The 13,909-nt window shown below is 74.6% G+C and carries 14 protein-coding genes; 8 read left to right on the top strand and 6 right to left on the bottom strand.

Features of this window, described 5'->3' with window-relative positions:
* Positions 1–70: 70 nt before the first annotated feature.
* On the bottom strand, positions 71–862 hold the full coding sequence (locus ACIQ9G_RS14920; RefSeq protein ID WP_403608912.1) for a VOC family protein: 792 nt from the start codon (positions 860–862) through the stop codon (positions 71–73).
* 382 nt (positions 863–1,244) lie between these two features.
* Here ACIQ9G_RS14920 and ACIQ9G_RS14915 point away from each other — a divergent pair, with 382 nt between their 5' ends.
* Positions 1,245–1,490, top strand: a complete 246-nt coding sequence (locus ACIQ9G_RS14915) for a WhiB family transcriptional regulator (protein ID WP_403608911.1) — start codon at positions 1,245–1,247, stop codon at positions 1,488–1,490.
* A gap of 149 nt (positions 1,491–1,639) precedes the next feature.
* Here the strand turns inward: ACIQ9G_RS14915 and ACIQ9G_RS14910 are convergent, their stop codons facing one another.
* The 3 genes from ACIQ9G_RS14910 to ACIQ9G_RS14900 form a co-directional block, all read right to left on the bottom strand.
* Positions 1,640–2,617 (bottom strand): acyl-ACP desaturase, encoded by a 978-nt coding sequence (locus tag ACIQ9G_RS14910; protein ID WP_403608910.1) that lies wholly within the window; start codon positions 2,615–2,617, stop codon positions 1,640–1,642.
* Positions 2,618–2,837: 220 nt separating this feature from the next.
* Complete coding sequence (ddaH, locus tag ACIQ9G_RS14905; protein WP_403608909.1) at positions 2,838–3,614, bottom strand: dimethylargininase; 777 nt, start codon at positions 3,612–3,614, stop codon at positions 2,838–2,840.
* A 104-nt stretch (positions 3,615–3,718) separates the two neighbouring features.
* Complete coding sequence (locus tag ACIQ9G_RS14900) at positions 3,719–5,344, bottom strand: ABC-F family ATP-binding cassette domain-containing protein (protein ID WP_403608907.1); 1,626 nt, start codon at positions 5,342–5,344, stop codon at positions 3,719–3,721.
* A gap of 316 nt (positions 5,345–5,660) precedes the next feature.
* Between ACIQ9G_RS14900 and ACIQ9G_RS14895 the strand changes: the two genes are divergently transcribed.
* Together ACIQ9G_RS14895 and ACIQ9G_RS14890 are read left to right on the top strand one after the other, a co-directional pair.
* Positions 5,661–6,332 (top strand): GPP34 family phosphoprotein, encoded by a 672-nt coding sequence (locus ACIQ9G_RS14895; protein ID WP_403608906.1) that lies wholly within the window; start codon positions 5,661–5,663, stop codon positions 6,330–6,332.
* 383 nt (positions 6,333–6,715) lie between these two features.
* A complete protein-coding gene (locus ACIQ9G_RS14890; protein WP_403608904.1) occupies positions 6,716–7,552 on the top strand; it encodes an isocitrate lyase/phosphoenolpyruvate mutase family protein in 837 nt (278 codons plus the stop codon).
* On the opposite strand, the gene ACIQ9G_RS14885 is transcribed toward ACIQ9G_RS14890, so the two are convergent.
* Positions 7,549–7,965, bottom strand: coding sequence for an SsgA family sporulation/cell division regulator (locus tag ACIQ9G_RS14885; RefSeq protein ID WP_403608902.1), 417 nt, complete (start codon positions 7,963–7,965; stop codon positions 7,549–7,551). The genes ACIQ9G_RS14890 and ACIQ9G_RS14885 overlap by 4 nt on opposite strands.
* Before the next feature lie 332 nt (positions 7,966–8,297).
* Between ACIQ9G_RS14885 and ACIQ9G_RS14880 the strand changes: the two genes are divergently transcribed.
* The 4 genes from ACIQ9G_RS14880 (at position 8,298) to mmpA (ending at position 11,044) form a co-directional block, all read left to right on the top strand.
* On the top strand, positions 8,298–9,335 hold the full coding sequence (locus ACIQ9G_RS14880) for a WD40/YVTN/BNR-like repeat-containing protein (RefSeq protein WP_403610008.1): 1,038 nt from the start codon (positions 8,298–8,300) through the stop codon (positions 9,333–9,335).
* A gap of 71 nt (positions 9,336–9,406) precedes the next feature.
* Entirely contained in the window at positions 9,407–9,733 is a 327-nt protein-coding gene (locus ACIQ9G_RS14875; RefSeq protein WP_403608900.1) for a plasmid stabilization protein, read from the top strand.
* A 326-nt stretch (positions 9,734–10,059) separates the two neighbouring features.
* On the top strand, positions 10,060–10,776 hold the full coding sequence (locus ACIQ9G_RS14870; protein ID WP_403608899.1) for an endonuclease V: 717 nt from the start codon (positions 10,060–10,062) through the stop codon (positions 10,774–10,776).
* 121 nt (positions 10,777–10,897) lie between these two features.
* Positions 10,898–11,044 (top strand): morphogenic membrane protein MmpA, encoded by a 147-nt coding sequence (gene mmpA, locus ACIQ9G_RS14865; RefSeq protein WP_403608897.1) that lies wholly within the window; start codon positions 10,898–10,900, stop codon positions 11,042–11,044.
* A gap of 236 nt (positions 11,045–11,280) precedes the next feature.
* On the opposite strand, the gene ACIQ9G_RS14860 is transcribed toward mmpA, so the two are convergent.
* Positions 11,281–12,459: a saccharopine dehydrogenase family protein gene (locus ACIQ9G_RS14860; RefSeq protein ID WP_403608896.1), complete on the bottom strand. Its 1,179-nt coding sequence runs from the start codon at positions 12,457–12,459 to the stop codon at positions 11,281–11,283.
* A gap of 264 nt (positions 12,460–12,723) precedes the next feature.
* Between ACIQ9G_RS14860 and ACIQ9G_RS14855 the strand changes: the two genes are divergently transcribed.
* Positions 12,724–13,863: a CaiB/BaiF CoA transferase family protein gene (locus ACIQ9G_RS14855; protein WP_403608894.1), complete on the top strand. Its 1,140-nt coding sequence runs from the start codon at positions 12,724–12,726 to the stop codon at positions 13,861–13,863.
* Positions 13,864–13,909 lie beyond the last annotated feature (46 nt).

Genomic DNA, 13,909 nt, shown 5'->3' with positions numbered 1-13,909 from the left:
GTACGCCCTCGCGTGCTCTCCGGGACCTGTTACGCCTTCGCGTGCCCCGGCGCCCCGCGCGCCGTCGGTCTCAGGTCTGCGGCGAGGCGCTCCTGATCACCGCGAAGCGGGCTCCGTAGGGGTCGGCGAGCCGGGCCATACGGCCGACGCCCTCCATCTCCGTGGCGGGCACCCGCACCGTGCCGCCCAGCTCCTGGGCCCGGGCGACCGTGGTGTCCACGTCGGCGACCTCGAAGTACGGCAGCCACAGCGGGCCGGCCTGCGCCTCGGCCGGGTCGTCGCCGAGCGGGACCATGCCGCCGAACATCGCGTCCTCCCCGCCCTCGGCGGGATTCACGCAGGTGTACGTGCCGCCCGGGAAGGGCGCGGCCGAGGTCTCCAGGCCGAGCACCTTGTGGTAAAACGCGGCGGCCGCGGCGATGTCCGGCGTGTAGAGCTCGATCCAGCACAGCGAGCCGGGGTCGCCCGCCAGGTCCAGGCCCTTGGTGCGCCCCGGCTGCCAGATGCCGAACGGCACGCCCGCCTGGTCGGCGAGGAAGGCCATGTGACCCTCGCCCATCACGTCCATGGGCGGGACCAGCACGCGTCCGTGCGCCTGTTCGGCGGCCTTGGCGGTGGCCTCCGCGTCGGGGGTCTGGAAGTACACGTTCCAGGAGGGCGGGCCCTGGTCGGCTCCGGTCTGCATACCGCCGGCCACCGTGCGGCCGTCCAACTGGAAGAAGCCGTAACCGCCGGCCTCGGGCCCCGCCGACTGGAACTGCCAGCCGAAGAGGCCGCCGTAGAAGGCGCAGGCGCCGTCGATGTCGGATGTGGCGACGTCGAGCCAGCTGGGGGCGCCGTTGACGAAACGGGTGGTGAGCATCCGTGCCCTCCTTCGAAGGGTCCCGTTGTCTGCTCTGCCGAGTCTGGCACCGCCCACTGACAATCGCTGCGGGGGCGCGCGCGGGAGTACCGCCGGGCGTCGTGCGCGGGGGCCGTCGGGGCCGGTCCGTACCCGCCGCTCCCGCGCGCCGCCGTGCGCCGCCGGGTGGGACGGGGCAATCATCGGGGTCGGCCGGCGGCCGGGCCGAGCGCCGGCCAGGCGGGACAGGGCGGCCAGGCGGGACAAGGCGGTCAGGCGGGACAAGGCGGCCAAGGGAGCCGAGGGGCAGGGAGCCAAGGGGCCGAGCGGGTCGTACGAGGCCGGGCGGGGCGTTGATCCGGCGTTGATGGAACGTTTTTCGCCGCCCGGCACGCTCTCGTCCATGCACATCGAGACGATCACGCCGGTCGACACCACCTGGCAGACCCTGGCCCTGTGCGCGCAGACCGGAGCGGACTTCTTCTTCCCCGAGCCCGGCAGCTCGGTGCGCGAGGCCAAGCGCATCTGCGGCATGTGCGAGATGCGCGCGGCCTGCCTCAGCTACGCGATGGACAACGACGAACGCTTCGGCGTCTGGGGCGGCCTGTCCGAGAAGGAGCGACTGGCGCTGCGCCGGACGTCCGGCTAGCCGCTGCTCCCCGGGCCCGCCGCCCCCGGCCGATCCGTCCCGGCCGCCCTGGGCCGACGCGCCCACGGGCGCCCTGGGCCGACGCGCCCACGGGCGCCCTGGGCCGACGCGCCCACGGCCGACCTCGCCCGGCCGCCCCGCTGCGGCCCTCAGCCCGCCGCGCGGGTCGCCATGCGGGCCTTGCGGGCCGCGAGCTTCTCGTCGAACTTCGCGGCCTCCGCGTCCAGGCCGCCCAGGTACAGGCCCAGCTCCTCCTGCGCCTTGAGCCCCTCGGGGCCGAGGCCGTCGATCTCCATGATCTTCAGGAAGCGGAGCACCGGCTGGAGCACGTCGTCGTGGTGGATGCGCAGGTTGTAGACCTCGCCGATGGCCATCTGCGCCGCCGCGCGCTCGAAGCCCGGCATCCCGTGGCCGGGCATACGGAAGTCGACCACCACGTCCCGCACCGCCTGCATGGTGAGGTCGGGGGCGATCTCGAAGGCCGCCTTGAGCAGGTTGCGGTAGAAGACCATGTGCAGGTTCTCGTCGGTCGCGATGCGCGCCAGCATGCGGTCGCAGACCGGGTCGCCCGACTGGTGGCCGGTGTTGCGGTGCGAGATGCGGGTGGCGAGCTCCTGGAAGGCGACGTAGGCGACCGAGTGCAGCATCGAGTGGCGGTTGTCGGACTCGAAGCCCTCGCTCATGTGCGCCATGCGGAACCGCTCCAGCTGGTCCGGGTCGACCGCGCGCGAGGCGAGCAGGTAGTCGCGCATCACGATGCCGTGCCGGCCCTCCTCGGCCGTCCAGCGGTGCACCCAGGTGCCCCAGGCGCCGTCCCGGCCGAACAGGGAGGCGATCTCGTGGTGGTAGCTGGGCAGGTTGTCCTCGGTCAGCAGGTTCACCACGAGCGCGATGCGGCCGAGGTCGGTGACCTTGGACTGCTCCTTGTCCCAGGCCTCGCCGTCCTCGAACTGGCCGGGGAAGTTGCGGCCGTCGCTCCAGGGGACGTACTCGTGCGGCATCCAGTCCTTGGCGACCTTCAGATGCCGGTTGAGTTCGTTTTCGACCACTTCCTCCAGCGCGTACAGCAGGCGTGCGTCGGTCCAGGCGGAGGACGGGCTGCCGAGGTTGGCGGAAGTGAGCGTCACGGGAACTCCAGAGGGGGACGAGCGGGACGGCGGAACGAACCGGCGGGCGATGCCAGGAACCTACGGGATCGTAGGCTACGAGGCCGTAGGTTACGAAGCCGTAGGTTAAGTTCTCCGTAAAGATCGCTGATCAGGCCGTCGTCATCGGGCAGTTGGGCCGGATATGCGACAGCCCCGGGACCGCAGGTCCCGGGGCCGCACGGGGCGGGTGCTCAGCCGGTCAGGCGTACAGCTCGCGCAGCCGCACCGAGAGGCATGTCACACATCCCTCCAGCTTCTCGAACTCGCTGATCTCCACCACGACGGGTTCGAAGCCGAGGTCGCCGAGCAGCTCCGCCGTCTTCGGCGCGCTCGCCGCCATCAGCAGTCTGCCGCCGCCGAGCAGCACCACATGGCCGCCGGACTCCTCGGGCACGGGCAGGAAGCGCGCGTACAGCGACGGCGTGTCCACCTTGGGGATGTGGCCGACCACGGTGCCGTCGGGCAGCGCGGTCACCGCCGACTTCAGATGCAGCACCTTGCTCACCGGGACGGCGACGACCCGCGCCCCGAGCGGCTCGAAGGCGGCCCGCAGCTGCTGCACCCCGGCCGCGTTGGTGCGCCCGCCGCGGCCGACGTAGATCGTGTCGCCCACCTTCAGCACATCGCCGCCGTCCAAAGTGCCCGGGTCCCAGATCCAGTTCACCGAGCAGCCGAGGCGGGCCACGGCCTCCTCGACGCCGATGGTCTCCGCGCGCCGGGACTCGGCGCCGGGCCGGGTGATCAGCGCCACGTTCCGGTACATGACAACCGTGTCCTCTACGAAGACGGAGTCGGGGCAGTCGTCGGCCGGATCCACCTCGATCGTCTCCCAGCCGTGGGTGCGCAGCGCCTCGACGTACGCCTCCCACTGCCGGACCGCGAGCTCGACGTCGACCTTCTCCCGCTCGATGTGGGTCACCAGCCCCTCGGCGAGGCGCGGGCTGGGGCGGCGGACGAGGGCCTTCTTGCTGGACACGGCAGGTCTCCGAATCGGCGGGACGGCGCTGCGGGCCGGACGGTGCGGCACCGGTTCGCCATCATGCGCCAACCGCCGGTGCCGGCAAAACCCCGAGCGGCCCGTCAGGCGGGGCCCCGGACCGCCTCCGGCGTCGTCTCCCTCAGCACCCCCTCCTCCAGCAGCACCCAGCGCGTGATGCCGATCGACTCCAGGAACGGCAGGTCGTGGCCGGCCACGATCAGCGCGCCCTCGTACGACTCCAGAGCCGTCGTCAGCCGGCGCACGCTCGCGATGTCGAGGTTGTTCGTCGGCTCGTCCAGCATCAGCAGCTGCGGGGCCGGCTCGGCCAGCATCAGCGCGGCCAGCGCCGCCCGGAAGCGCTCGCCGCCGGACAGCGTCCCCGCCCGCTGGTCGGCCCGCGCGCCCCGGAACAGGAAGCGCGCCAGGCGGGCCCTGATGTGGTTGACGGTGACGTCCGGCGCGCGGCGGGCCACGTTCTCCGCGACCGTCAGCTCGTCGTCGAGGACGTCCAGCCGCTGCGGCAGGAACCGCAGCGGGACGTGCGCCGTCGCCTCGCCCGACAGGGGCGGGATCTCCCCGGCGATCGTGCGCAGCAGCGTCGTCTTGCCGGCCCCGTTGCGCCCGATCAGCGCCACCCGCTCCGGGCCGCGCAGTTCGAAGACGCCCTCGACCCGCGCGCCGTGGGCCGGCCGGAGGTCCTGGAGCGTGAGCACGCCGCGGCCCGGCGGCACGGCCGTGTACGGCAGCTCGACGCGGATCTCGTCGTCGTCCCGTACGGCCTCCGCCGCCTCGTCGAGCCGCTCCCTGGCCTCGGCGAGCCGCTCCTCGTGCAGGATGCGGTGCCTGCCCGCGGACTCCTGCGCCGCGCGCTTGCGCGCCCCCATGACGATCTTCGGCTCGCGCTTGCTGTCCCACATCTTCTGGCCGTACCGCTTGCGGCGGGCCAGTTTGACCTGGGCTTCGGCCAGTTCGCGCTTCTGCCTGCGCACGTCCGCCTCGGCGACGCGCATCATGCGTTCCGCCGCCTCCTGTTCGGTGGCCAGGGCCTCCTGGTACGCCGAGAAGTTCCCGCCGTACCAGGTGATCTCCCCGGCCCGCAGGTCGGCGATCTGGTCTACCAGCTCCAGCAGTTCGCGGTCGTGGCTGACCACGACGAGCACGCCCGGCCAGGCGGAGACGGCCGCGTACAGCCGCCGGCGCGCGTACAGGTCGAGGTTGTTGGTCGGTTCGTCCAGCAGCAGGACGTCCGGGCGGCGCAGCAGCAGCGCGGCCAGGCGCAGCAGCACCGACTCGCCGCCCGACACCTCGCCGGCGGTGCGGTCCAGGCCGATGTGGCCGAGCCCGAGTTCGCCGAGGGTGGCGAGGGCGCGCTCCTCTACGTCCCAGTCGTCGCCGACGGTCTCGAAGTGCTCCTCGGCCGTGTCGCCCGCCTCGATGGCGTGCAGCGCGGCCCGCCGCGCCGCGATGCCGAGCGCCTCGTCCACGCGGAGGGCGGTGTCGAGGGTGACGTTCTGCGGCAGGAGTCCCACCTCGCCCGTGACGCGGACGGTGCCGCCGGACGGGGTGAGTTCGCCCGCGATCAGCTTCAGCAGGGTGGACTTGCCGGAGCCGTTGACCCCGACGAGGCCGGTCCGGCCGGGGCCGAAGGCGACGTCGAGGCCGTCGAGGACGGGAGTGCCGTCGGGCCAGGCGTAGGAGAGGGAGGTGCAGGTGAGTGAGGTGGACATGGGCGCCTCGCGGTTGCCGGGTGCGGTCGGGGGAACGGGCACGTGCCGAGACACCGCGGGGCGAGGGGGCCGTGTAGGAGGCCGGGAAGAGGGCACAAGGAGGGCCTGGGCCGGACTTCCGGAAGGACGGCTCGCACGCCGAGGTCGCACACGACGCACACACACCTGACCGGTGTGAGGCGGTGTCTCGGGACCTCAGACGAGCAACGTCCTTCTCCAATCGACGGCAACAGAACCGCTCAGACCGTACGAGGGGGGCCGGAGGGCCGTCAACGGAATTTCCGTGGGCCCGGGCCCACCGCACCAGGGAGGCCCCGTGCCCAACGGTTCGCTGTCGCTTCCGGCCCGGCTCTACCTGCTCGCCTGGGACACCGCACGGATGCGGATCACCGGCACCGCCCATCTGCACCACCTGGTCCGCGCCGGCGCCCTCACCGAGCTGGCCCAGCGCGGGCTGCTGCTCGACGAGGACGGCATCGCCACCCCTGTCGACCTGGACGCCCGCACCGGGGACCCGGTGCTGGACGGCCTCCTCGACCTCGTACGGGAGTCGCTGCCCCGCCGCTGGCGGACCTGGGTGACGCTGCGCGCCCGGCACACGCTGGTGGCCGTACGGGAGCAGCTGGCCGCCGAGGGCTATCTGCGCGCGGAGAAGCGGCGCGTCCTCGGGGTCTTCCCGTCGGTGGAGTACGCCCTGGAGCGCGTCACCGCGGTGGACGCGCTGCGCGAGGAGGCCCGGCAGGTGCTCGGGGGGTCACTGCCGGTCGCGGCGGTCTCCGAGCGGGAGGCGGCCGTCGTCGCCCTGGCCGCGGCGGCCGGGCTGCGCACGCTGGCGTCCGGCCGGGACCGCAGACGCCACCGGGAGCGGATCGAGGAACTGACCGAACGCAGCGGCGCGGCGGCCCCCGCCCTGCGCAGGGTCGTCCGCGAGGTGCGCACGGCGATGACAGCGGCGGCCACGGCGGCGTCGGCGCCTGCCGGGAGCTGAGGCGGCGGCCGGCCGCGTCCCGCCCGAGGCGGAGGCCCGCCCGCGGGCGCGGGTGCGCCGCCGGTCGGACCGCCTCGCCGTCGGCCGGAGCCGCGCCGCGCGCTGCTGAGGGTTGGGCCGCGCGGCGCTGCCTCGTGGGCCGGGGCCGGACAGCCCGTGCGGCCCTGTGCCGTGGGCCGGGGTCAGGCTGCCCGTGCGGGGCGATGCCGTACGCCGGGCCGTGCGGTGCAGCCGCGGGCCGGCCCGGCCGGTGCGGTGCCGTGGGCCCGCCGGGTGGAACATGCACTCGGCGGCGTTCCCCGCACGGACGACCTACCGCCGCCCGACGTGCACGTCGGATTTCTGCCAGCCTCCGCCCCGCCGGGGCTGGTTGAGTGTCACGCATGACGAAGCAGAACACCCCGCGCGACCGCGCGCTCGCCTTTCGCGCCCTGCACGTGCCCGGGCGCCCGCTGGTCCTGGCCAACGTATGGGACGCCATGAGCGCCCGGGTCGTCGAGGAGGCCGGTGCCGCGGCGGTGGCGACCACGAGTGCCGGGCTGGCCTGGGCCCTCGGCGCCGCCGACGGCGACCGGCTGGACCGGGACCGGGCGCTCGCCGCCCTCGCGCGGATCACCGGCGTCGTCGGCGTCCCGGTCACCGCCGACATCGAGAGCGGGTACGCCGAGGACGCGGCCGGGGTCGCGGACACGGTCCGCGCGGTGCTCGCGGCCGGCGCGGTCGGGGTGAACATCGAGGACGCGCTGTACGTGGAGGGCGCGGGCCCGCTGCGGCCCGTCGCCGAGCAGGCCGAGAGGATCGCGGCCGCCCGGGAGGCCGCCGACGCCGCCGGGGTGCCGCTGTTCGTCAACGCCCGCGTCGACACCTTCCTGCGGGGCGCCGGCGACGTGGACCTCACCCTGGAGCGGGCGGCCGCCTACCGCGCCGCGGGCGCCGACGGGATCTTCGTCCCCGGGGCCGTCGACCCGGGGATCGTGAAGGTGCTCGCCGACGGAGTCGAGGCGCCGCTCAACATCCTGGCCGGGCCGGGCGCGCCGCCGGTCGCCGAACTGGCCGCGCTCGGTGCCGCCCGGGTGAGCACGGGATCGAGCCTCGCGGCGGCCGCGCACGCCCTGGTCCGCCGCGCCGCGCGGGAGCTGCTGGACGCGGGGACGTACGGGGCGCTGGCGGACGGGCTCGCCTACGGCGAGCTCAACGCGCTGCTGACGCCGGAGCGTTAGCAGGCGTCCCGCATCAGCTCCGCCAGGCCGTGGTCGAGGTCGAGCTGCAGGTGCTCCAGACCCACCGGCACCAGCTCGTTCGTGGCCTCCAGGAACCGCCGGATCTCGCCGCTCCGGACATGCACCACGGCGGTGCCCTCGGGGGCGTGGAACTCCAGCACGGTGCGGTCGTACCCGTACGGCCGCACCCGCACGTCGCCGTGGCCGTCGGGCTCCCGCAGGCCGGCCGTGAGGAGCTCACGGGCGAAGGTCCAGCAGACCTCCACCCCTTCCAGGGTGGCCGGGGCGGGGAAGGTCATGCGGACGGCGAACGGGTCGCGGCGGTCGTAGTACAGCGTGGCGGGGATGTTGGGCATCCGGGGCGCGGCGGCGACGAGGCGCGCCTCCACGAGCTGCTCGATGACGGTGGACAACGCCTTGCTCCCTTGTGACGGCTGGACGGACGTCCGGGCGGACGAGGCCGGGTACTGGAAGAGACGACGGAATCAGCCAATCCGTGCACACGGGGGGCGAGTGACCTCCGTCACCGCCTCTCCACGCACCCGTGCCCCGCCGCTCCGGCCGGCTCCCGCCGCCGCACGGGCCCGGACTCCCGCCGCGCGAGGAAAGGGAGTTGGAGCGACGACGGCCGTCTGGACGGCGCCGGGGGAGTGGGTTAGCTTCGCCCGCCCTGAGGCGCTTGGGGAGCACGCGACGGACGGGACCGACGAAACGAACGAGCCGCGCGGCGGCCGCGGCGGTGGGCATCGGGGTGCTGCTGGCCCTGACGTCGGTCGCCCCCGCACAGGCCCGGGAACAGGAACCGCGGACGCCGCACTGGCGGCTCACGGACACCGGCACGCCCGGGGTCCGCTTCCGCGGGCTGTCCGCCGTCGGCCGCGACACCGCCTGGGTGGCCGGTACCGGCGGCACGGTGCTGCGCACCACCGACGGCGGCGCGCACTGGCGCGACGTCTCGCCGCCCGGTGCCGCGGACCTGCAGTTCCGGGACATCGAGGCGTTCGGCGCGCGACGCGCCGTGGTGCTGGCCATCGGCGAGGGCGAGGCGTCCCGCGTCTACCGCACCGACGACGGCGGAGCCACCTGGACGGAGTCCTTCCGGAACACCGACGCACGGGCCTTCTACGACTGCCTCGCCTTCTTCGACCACCGGCACGGACTCGCGATGAGCGACCCGGTGGACGGCCGGTTCCGCATTCTGTCCACCAGCGACGGCGGCCGTTCCTGGACCGTGCTGCCGGACACCGGGATGCCGGCCGCGCAGCCGGGCGAGGCGGGCTTCGCCGCCAGTGGCCAGTGCATGGTCGCGTCGGGGCCGCGGGACGTGTGGCTGGCCACCGGCGGGGCGGCACACGCGCGCGTACTGCACTCGGCGGACCGGGGGTTGACCTGGACGGCCGCCGACACGCCGGTCCCGGCGGGAGACCCGGCCAAGGGGGTCTTCGCGCTCGCCTTCCGGGACCGCGCGCACGGGCTGGCCGTGGGCGGCGACTACCGCGCCGACCAGGCGTCGCCGCGGGCGGCCGCCACCACCGCGGACGGCGGCCGGAGCTGGCAGCCCGCCGTCACGCCCCCGCCCGCCTACCGCTCCGGCGTCGCCTGGCTCCCGCACCGCCGCACGGCCGCCCTCGCGGTGGGTCCGACCGGCACGGACCTCACCACCGACGGCGGCCGCACCTGGCGGACGGTGGACACCGGTTCGTACGACACCGTCGACTGCGCCCCGGACGGAGGCTGCTGGGCGGCCGGTGAAACAGGGCGGGTCGCTCGATTGGGTGGCTGAAAATCGCCTGATGGGGCGAATCGTTCAAGACTGCGGGTATCCGTTCCCTGCACAGAGAGGAAGTGAACGGCATGCCACGCGGTTCCAGTGCCAAACGGGAGCGCCAGTACGAGCACATCAAGGCGAGCGCGCGGGAACGGGGGGAGAGCACCGGCCGCGCCAAGGAGATCGCGGCGCGCACGGTGAACAAGGAGCGCGCCCGGGCCGGCGAGTCGAAGACCGCCAGTCGTACCTCGGTCCAGGACATGTCCTCGGGCCGGCGCGGCGGCCGGCGGTCGGGCCAGGGCTCCCAGGGGCCCACCTACGACCAGCTCTACGAAGAGGCCAGGCGGCGCAACATCCACGGCCGCTCGGACATGAACAAGCAGCAGCTGCAGAAGGCGCTCGGCAGGAACTGAGCGGTCCGGCTGAGCGGTCCGGCTCACGGCGGGGCGGCACTCGCGCCCGGAGGCCTCGCGCCCCCAGGCAGCGAGCCCGCCCCGTTGCGTCTCCCCACCCGGCGTCGACACCCCGCGCCCGTTGTGTCTCTCCACCCGGCGTCGACACCCCGCGCCCGTTGTGTCTCTCCACCCGGCGTCGACACCCCGCGCCCGTTGTGTCTCTCCACCCGGCGTCGACACCCCCCGCCCGTCGCGTCTCCCCCCACGTCGACGCCCCGGGCCCCGCCGCGGCCCCGCCCCGCGTCGATGCCCCGCGCGGCCGGGCCCGTACGCTCGACCCCACCATGACGACCGTACGCATCCCGGCGGGCTGGCCCGCGACCGAGGAACAGGCCCTCGCCGTCCAGGACGAGTTGCGGGCGCGGGTGGTGCGGGACGAGCCGGGCCCGCCCGCCGGAACCGGACACGTCACGGGCGTCGACGTCGCCTACGACGACGAACGGGACGTCGTGGCGGCGGCGGCCGTCGTGCTGGACGCCGCCACCCTGGAGGCCGTCGCCGAGGCGACCGCCGTCGGCCGGGTCTCCTTCCCGTACGTGCCGGGACTGCTCGCCTTCCGCGAGATCCCCACCGTGCTGGCCGCCCTCGACGCCCTGCCCTGCCCGCCCGGCCTGGTCGTGTGCGACGGCTACGGCCTGGCCCACCCCCGGCGTTTCGGCCTCGCCAGCCACCTCGGCGTCCTGACCGGACTGCCGACGATCGGCGTGGCCAAGAACCCCTTCACCTTCACCTACGACGAACCGGACGCCCCGCGCGGGAGCTGGTCCCCCCTGCTGGCGGGCGCCGAAGTGGTCGGCCGCGCCCTGCGCACCCGGGACGGCGTCAAGCCGGTCTTCGTCTCCGTCGGCCACCGGACGACCCTGGACGACGCCTGCGCCCACACGCTCGCCCTCACCCCCGCCTACCGTCTCCCGGAGACCACCCGCAGGGCGGACGCGCTGTGCCGGCGGGCCCTTCGGGAGGCGACGACGCACCCGGCGCCCACCTCCCGGGCGGAGTAGCCGGGCCGGGCAGCCGGGCCCCGGGCCGATCCGAGGAGCAGGCCTGAGGAGCCTGTCTGAGTAGCCGGCCTGAGTACCCGTACGGATGTGGTGCCGCGCCGCCGTCGGCAGGCTGTGCCGCATGACGACGCACAGATCCCCCAAGCCCCTCGCCGACCCGGACCGGCCCGTCGAGCGCGCCGTGAACGCCGTGCTGATCCTCGCCGTGGCCGCGGGCCTCGCCTGGATCGGCGGAATGATCTACACCGTGGCGGGCTGGTCGCTCTGACCGGTCGGGTGAGCCCCGACGGCCCACCACGACCCGGTGGTCGGGCCCTCCGAGGGCCCAACGCGTCCGGCGGGCCGGTCGCTCGGCCCGGACCGGCACCCACTGAGGGCCCGACGCGACCCGCCCGGACCGGCACCCACTGAGGGCTCGGCCCGGACCGGCACCCACTGAGGACTCGACGCGACCCGCCCGGACCGGCCCTCCGAGGGCTCGACGCAACCTGCCCCCTACCGGCCCTAGCGGCGCGCCGCCACCCGGAAGGTGATCCCCGCCGCGCGCAGGCGGTCGATCAGCGCGTCGCCCATGGCCACGGCCGTCGTGACCTGGCCCGCCGTCGACGGCAGGTCGTCGAGGACCAGGGACATGGCCGCCTCGGCGAACATCTTCGCCGTCTCGTCGTACCCGGGATCGCCGCCGGCGACCTCCGTGCACACCCGCCGGCCTCCGCCCTCACCCACGAAGCGCACCGAGAACCAGCTCCGGGCGCGCTTCTCGGCGCTCGGGCCCTCGCCGGGCCGGAGCCGGCCGGACAGCCAGCGGCGGGCGGGCGGCAACTGGGCCGCGGCGGCGAGCGCCCCGACGGCCGCCACCCCGCCCACCGCGACCGGCAGGTGCGCGACGGCCGCGTAGTGCCGGTAGCGGAAGTCGGGGCCGTAGCGCTCCAGCGCCCGGGCGGAGCGCCGCACGATCTGCGGGTCGATGGTCGGCAGCGGCAGCGCCCAGGCGCCGACCTCCTTGGCGAAGCGCGGCGCGCCCGTGGGCGCGGACGCGCGCCGGCCCAGCAGCCGCGGTTCGTGCCGGGCGCGGTCCCGCGCGGCGGCCAGCATCCGGCCGGGCCGGGCGAACTGGTTGAGCGCCGAGGCGAACGTCCCGCCCGAGAAGGCCGCGTCCGCCCGGACGAATCCGTCCACGGTCAGCGGAACGCCCTCCGGGAGCTGCTGGACGGTGAAGTACGCGCCCAGGTCGTGCGGAACCGAGTCGAAGCCGCAGGCGTGGAGCAGCCGTGCCCCGGTCTCCCGTGCGCGGGCGTCGTGCCGGACGTACACCAGGTCGACGAACTCGGGCTCGCCGGTCAGGTCCAGATAGTCGGTGCCGCGGTCCGCGCAGGCGGCCACGAGCTCCTCCCCGTACGTGACGTAGGGGCCCACCGTCGTGGCCACCACGCGCGCCTGCCGGGCGAGTTCGCGCAGCGACGCCGGGTCGGCGACGTCCGCCCGCAGCACCCCGACGGACGCGCCGCCGGGCAGCCGCTCGCGCAACTCCTGGAGCCTGCGCTCACTGCGGCCTGCGATCGCCCAGCGCAGTGACGCGGGAGCGTGCGCGGCGAGGTACTCCGCGGTGAGCGTCCCGACGAAGCCGGTGGCTCCGAAGAGCACGAGGTCGTACGGACGGTCCGTCCTGCTCATCCTGCTCATGACACCTCTCTGTCCCGGCACCGGTTCCGCCTCGGTTCGCGGTCCGCGCCACCGTCGGTGGCCGAGGCTAGCGTGAGGGGTGCGGAGCCCGACGAGGAGCCCGGAGGTGTGCGGTGGCCCATGCCCCGCGGTGGCCCGACCCAGGGGGAGGAGCGGCACGAGCACAACTTGGCTAAGCGCTTGCTCGTCCAGGTCTTGTGCGGACTGGAACACGTTCTTACCATCATCGGTGTTACATCAGTTGTGTCACAGCGAGGGGGCTGGATGACAACGGCACGGGCGCCAGGGCGTGACGGCCCGCTCTCCGGCGTGCGCGTGGTCGAACTGGCCGGCATCGGTCCCGGACCGTTCGCCGCCATGCTTCTGGCCGACCTGGGCGCCGACGTGGTCCGCGTCGACCGCCCCGGCGGCGCCGCGCTGGGGATCGACCCGGCGTACGACGTCACCAACCGCAACAAGCGCTCGGTGGTCGTGGACCTCAAGGCCGCGGACGGCGCCGCCCGCGTCCTCGACCTGGCCGCCCGCGCGGACGTCCTCATCGAGGGCTACCGCCCCGGCGTGGCCGAACGCCTCGGTGTCGGCCCCGACGCCTGCCACGCCCGCAATCCGCGCCTGGTCTACGGCCGGATGACCGGCTGGGGCCAGCAGGGTCCGCTCGCCCCGCGCGCCGGGCACGACATCGCCTACATCGCCGTCACCGGCGCCCTCGGCATGATCGGCGCCCCGGACGAGCCGCCGGCCGTCCCCGCCAACCTCCTCGGCGACTACGCGGGCGGCTCGCTCTACCTCGTCGTCGGTGTCCTCGCGGCCCTCCACCACGCGCGCGCGACCGGGACCGGCCAGGTGGTGGACGCCGCCATCGTCGACGGCACCTCCCACCTCGCCGCCATGATCCACGGCATGCTCGCGGCCGGCGTCTGGCAGGACCGCCGCGGCACCAACCTCCTGGACGGCGGCTGCCCGTACTACGGCACCTACGAGACCGCCGACGGCGGGCACATGGCGGTCGGCGCCCTGGAGCCGCAGTTCTACGAGGAGTTCCTCACCCTCCTCGGCCTGGAGGACCACAGGCCCGCCCACACGGACGTCACCCGTTGGAGCGAACTTCGCTCGGCCGTCACCGCCCGCTTCAAGTCCCGCACCCGGGACGAGTGGACGGCCGTCTTCGAGAACTCGGACGCGTGCGTGGCACCCGTCCTGTCGCTGCGGGAGGCCCCGCACCACCCGCACCTCGCCGCCCGCGGCACCTTCACCGACCACTCCGGCATCACCCAGCCCGCCCCGGCGCCCCGTTTCTCCGCGACCCCCACCACCGTCCGCACGGGCCCCGCCCGGCCGGGCGCCGACACCCTGGACGTGGCCCGCGACTGGGGCGTGCCCGCACTCCGGGAGGACGGCGCCTGATGGACGTACGGCTCCGACACCCCGCACCCGCCCCGACCGAACCCTC

The organism is Streptomyces sp. NPDC096152 (assembly GCF_044763235.1).
Lineage (GTDB): Bacteria > Actinomycetota > Actinomycetes > Streptomycetales > Streptomycetaceae > Streptomyces.
Note: the sequence above shows the minus strand (reverse complement) of the source record. Positions and strands in the feature narration are given on the sequence as shown.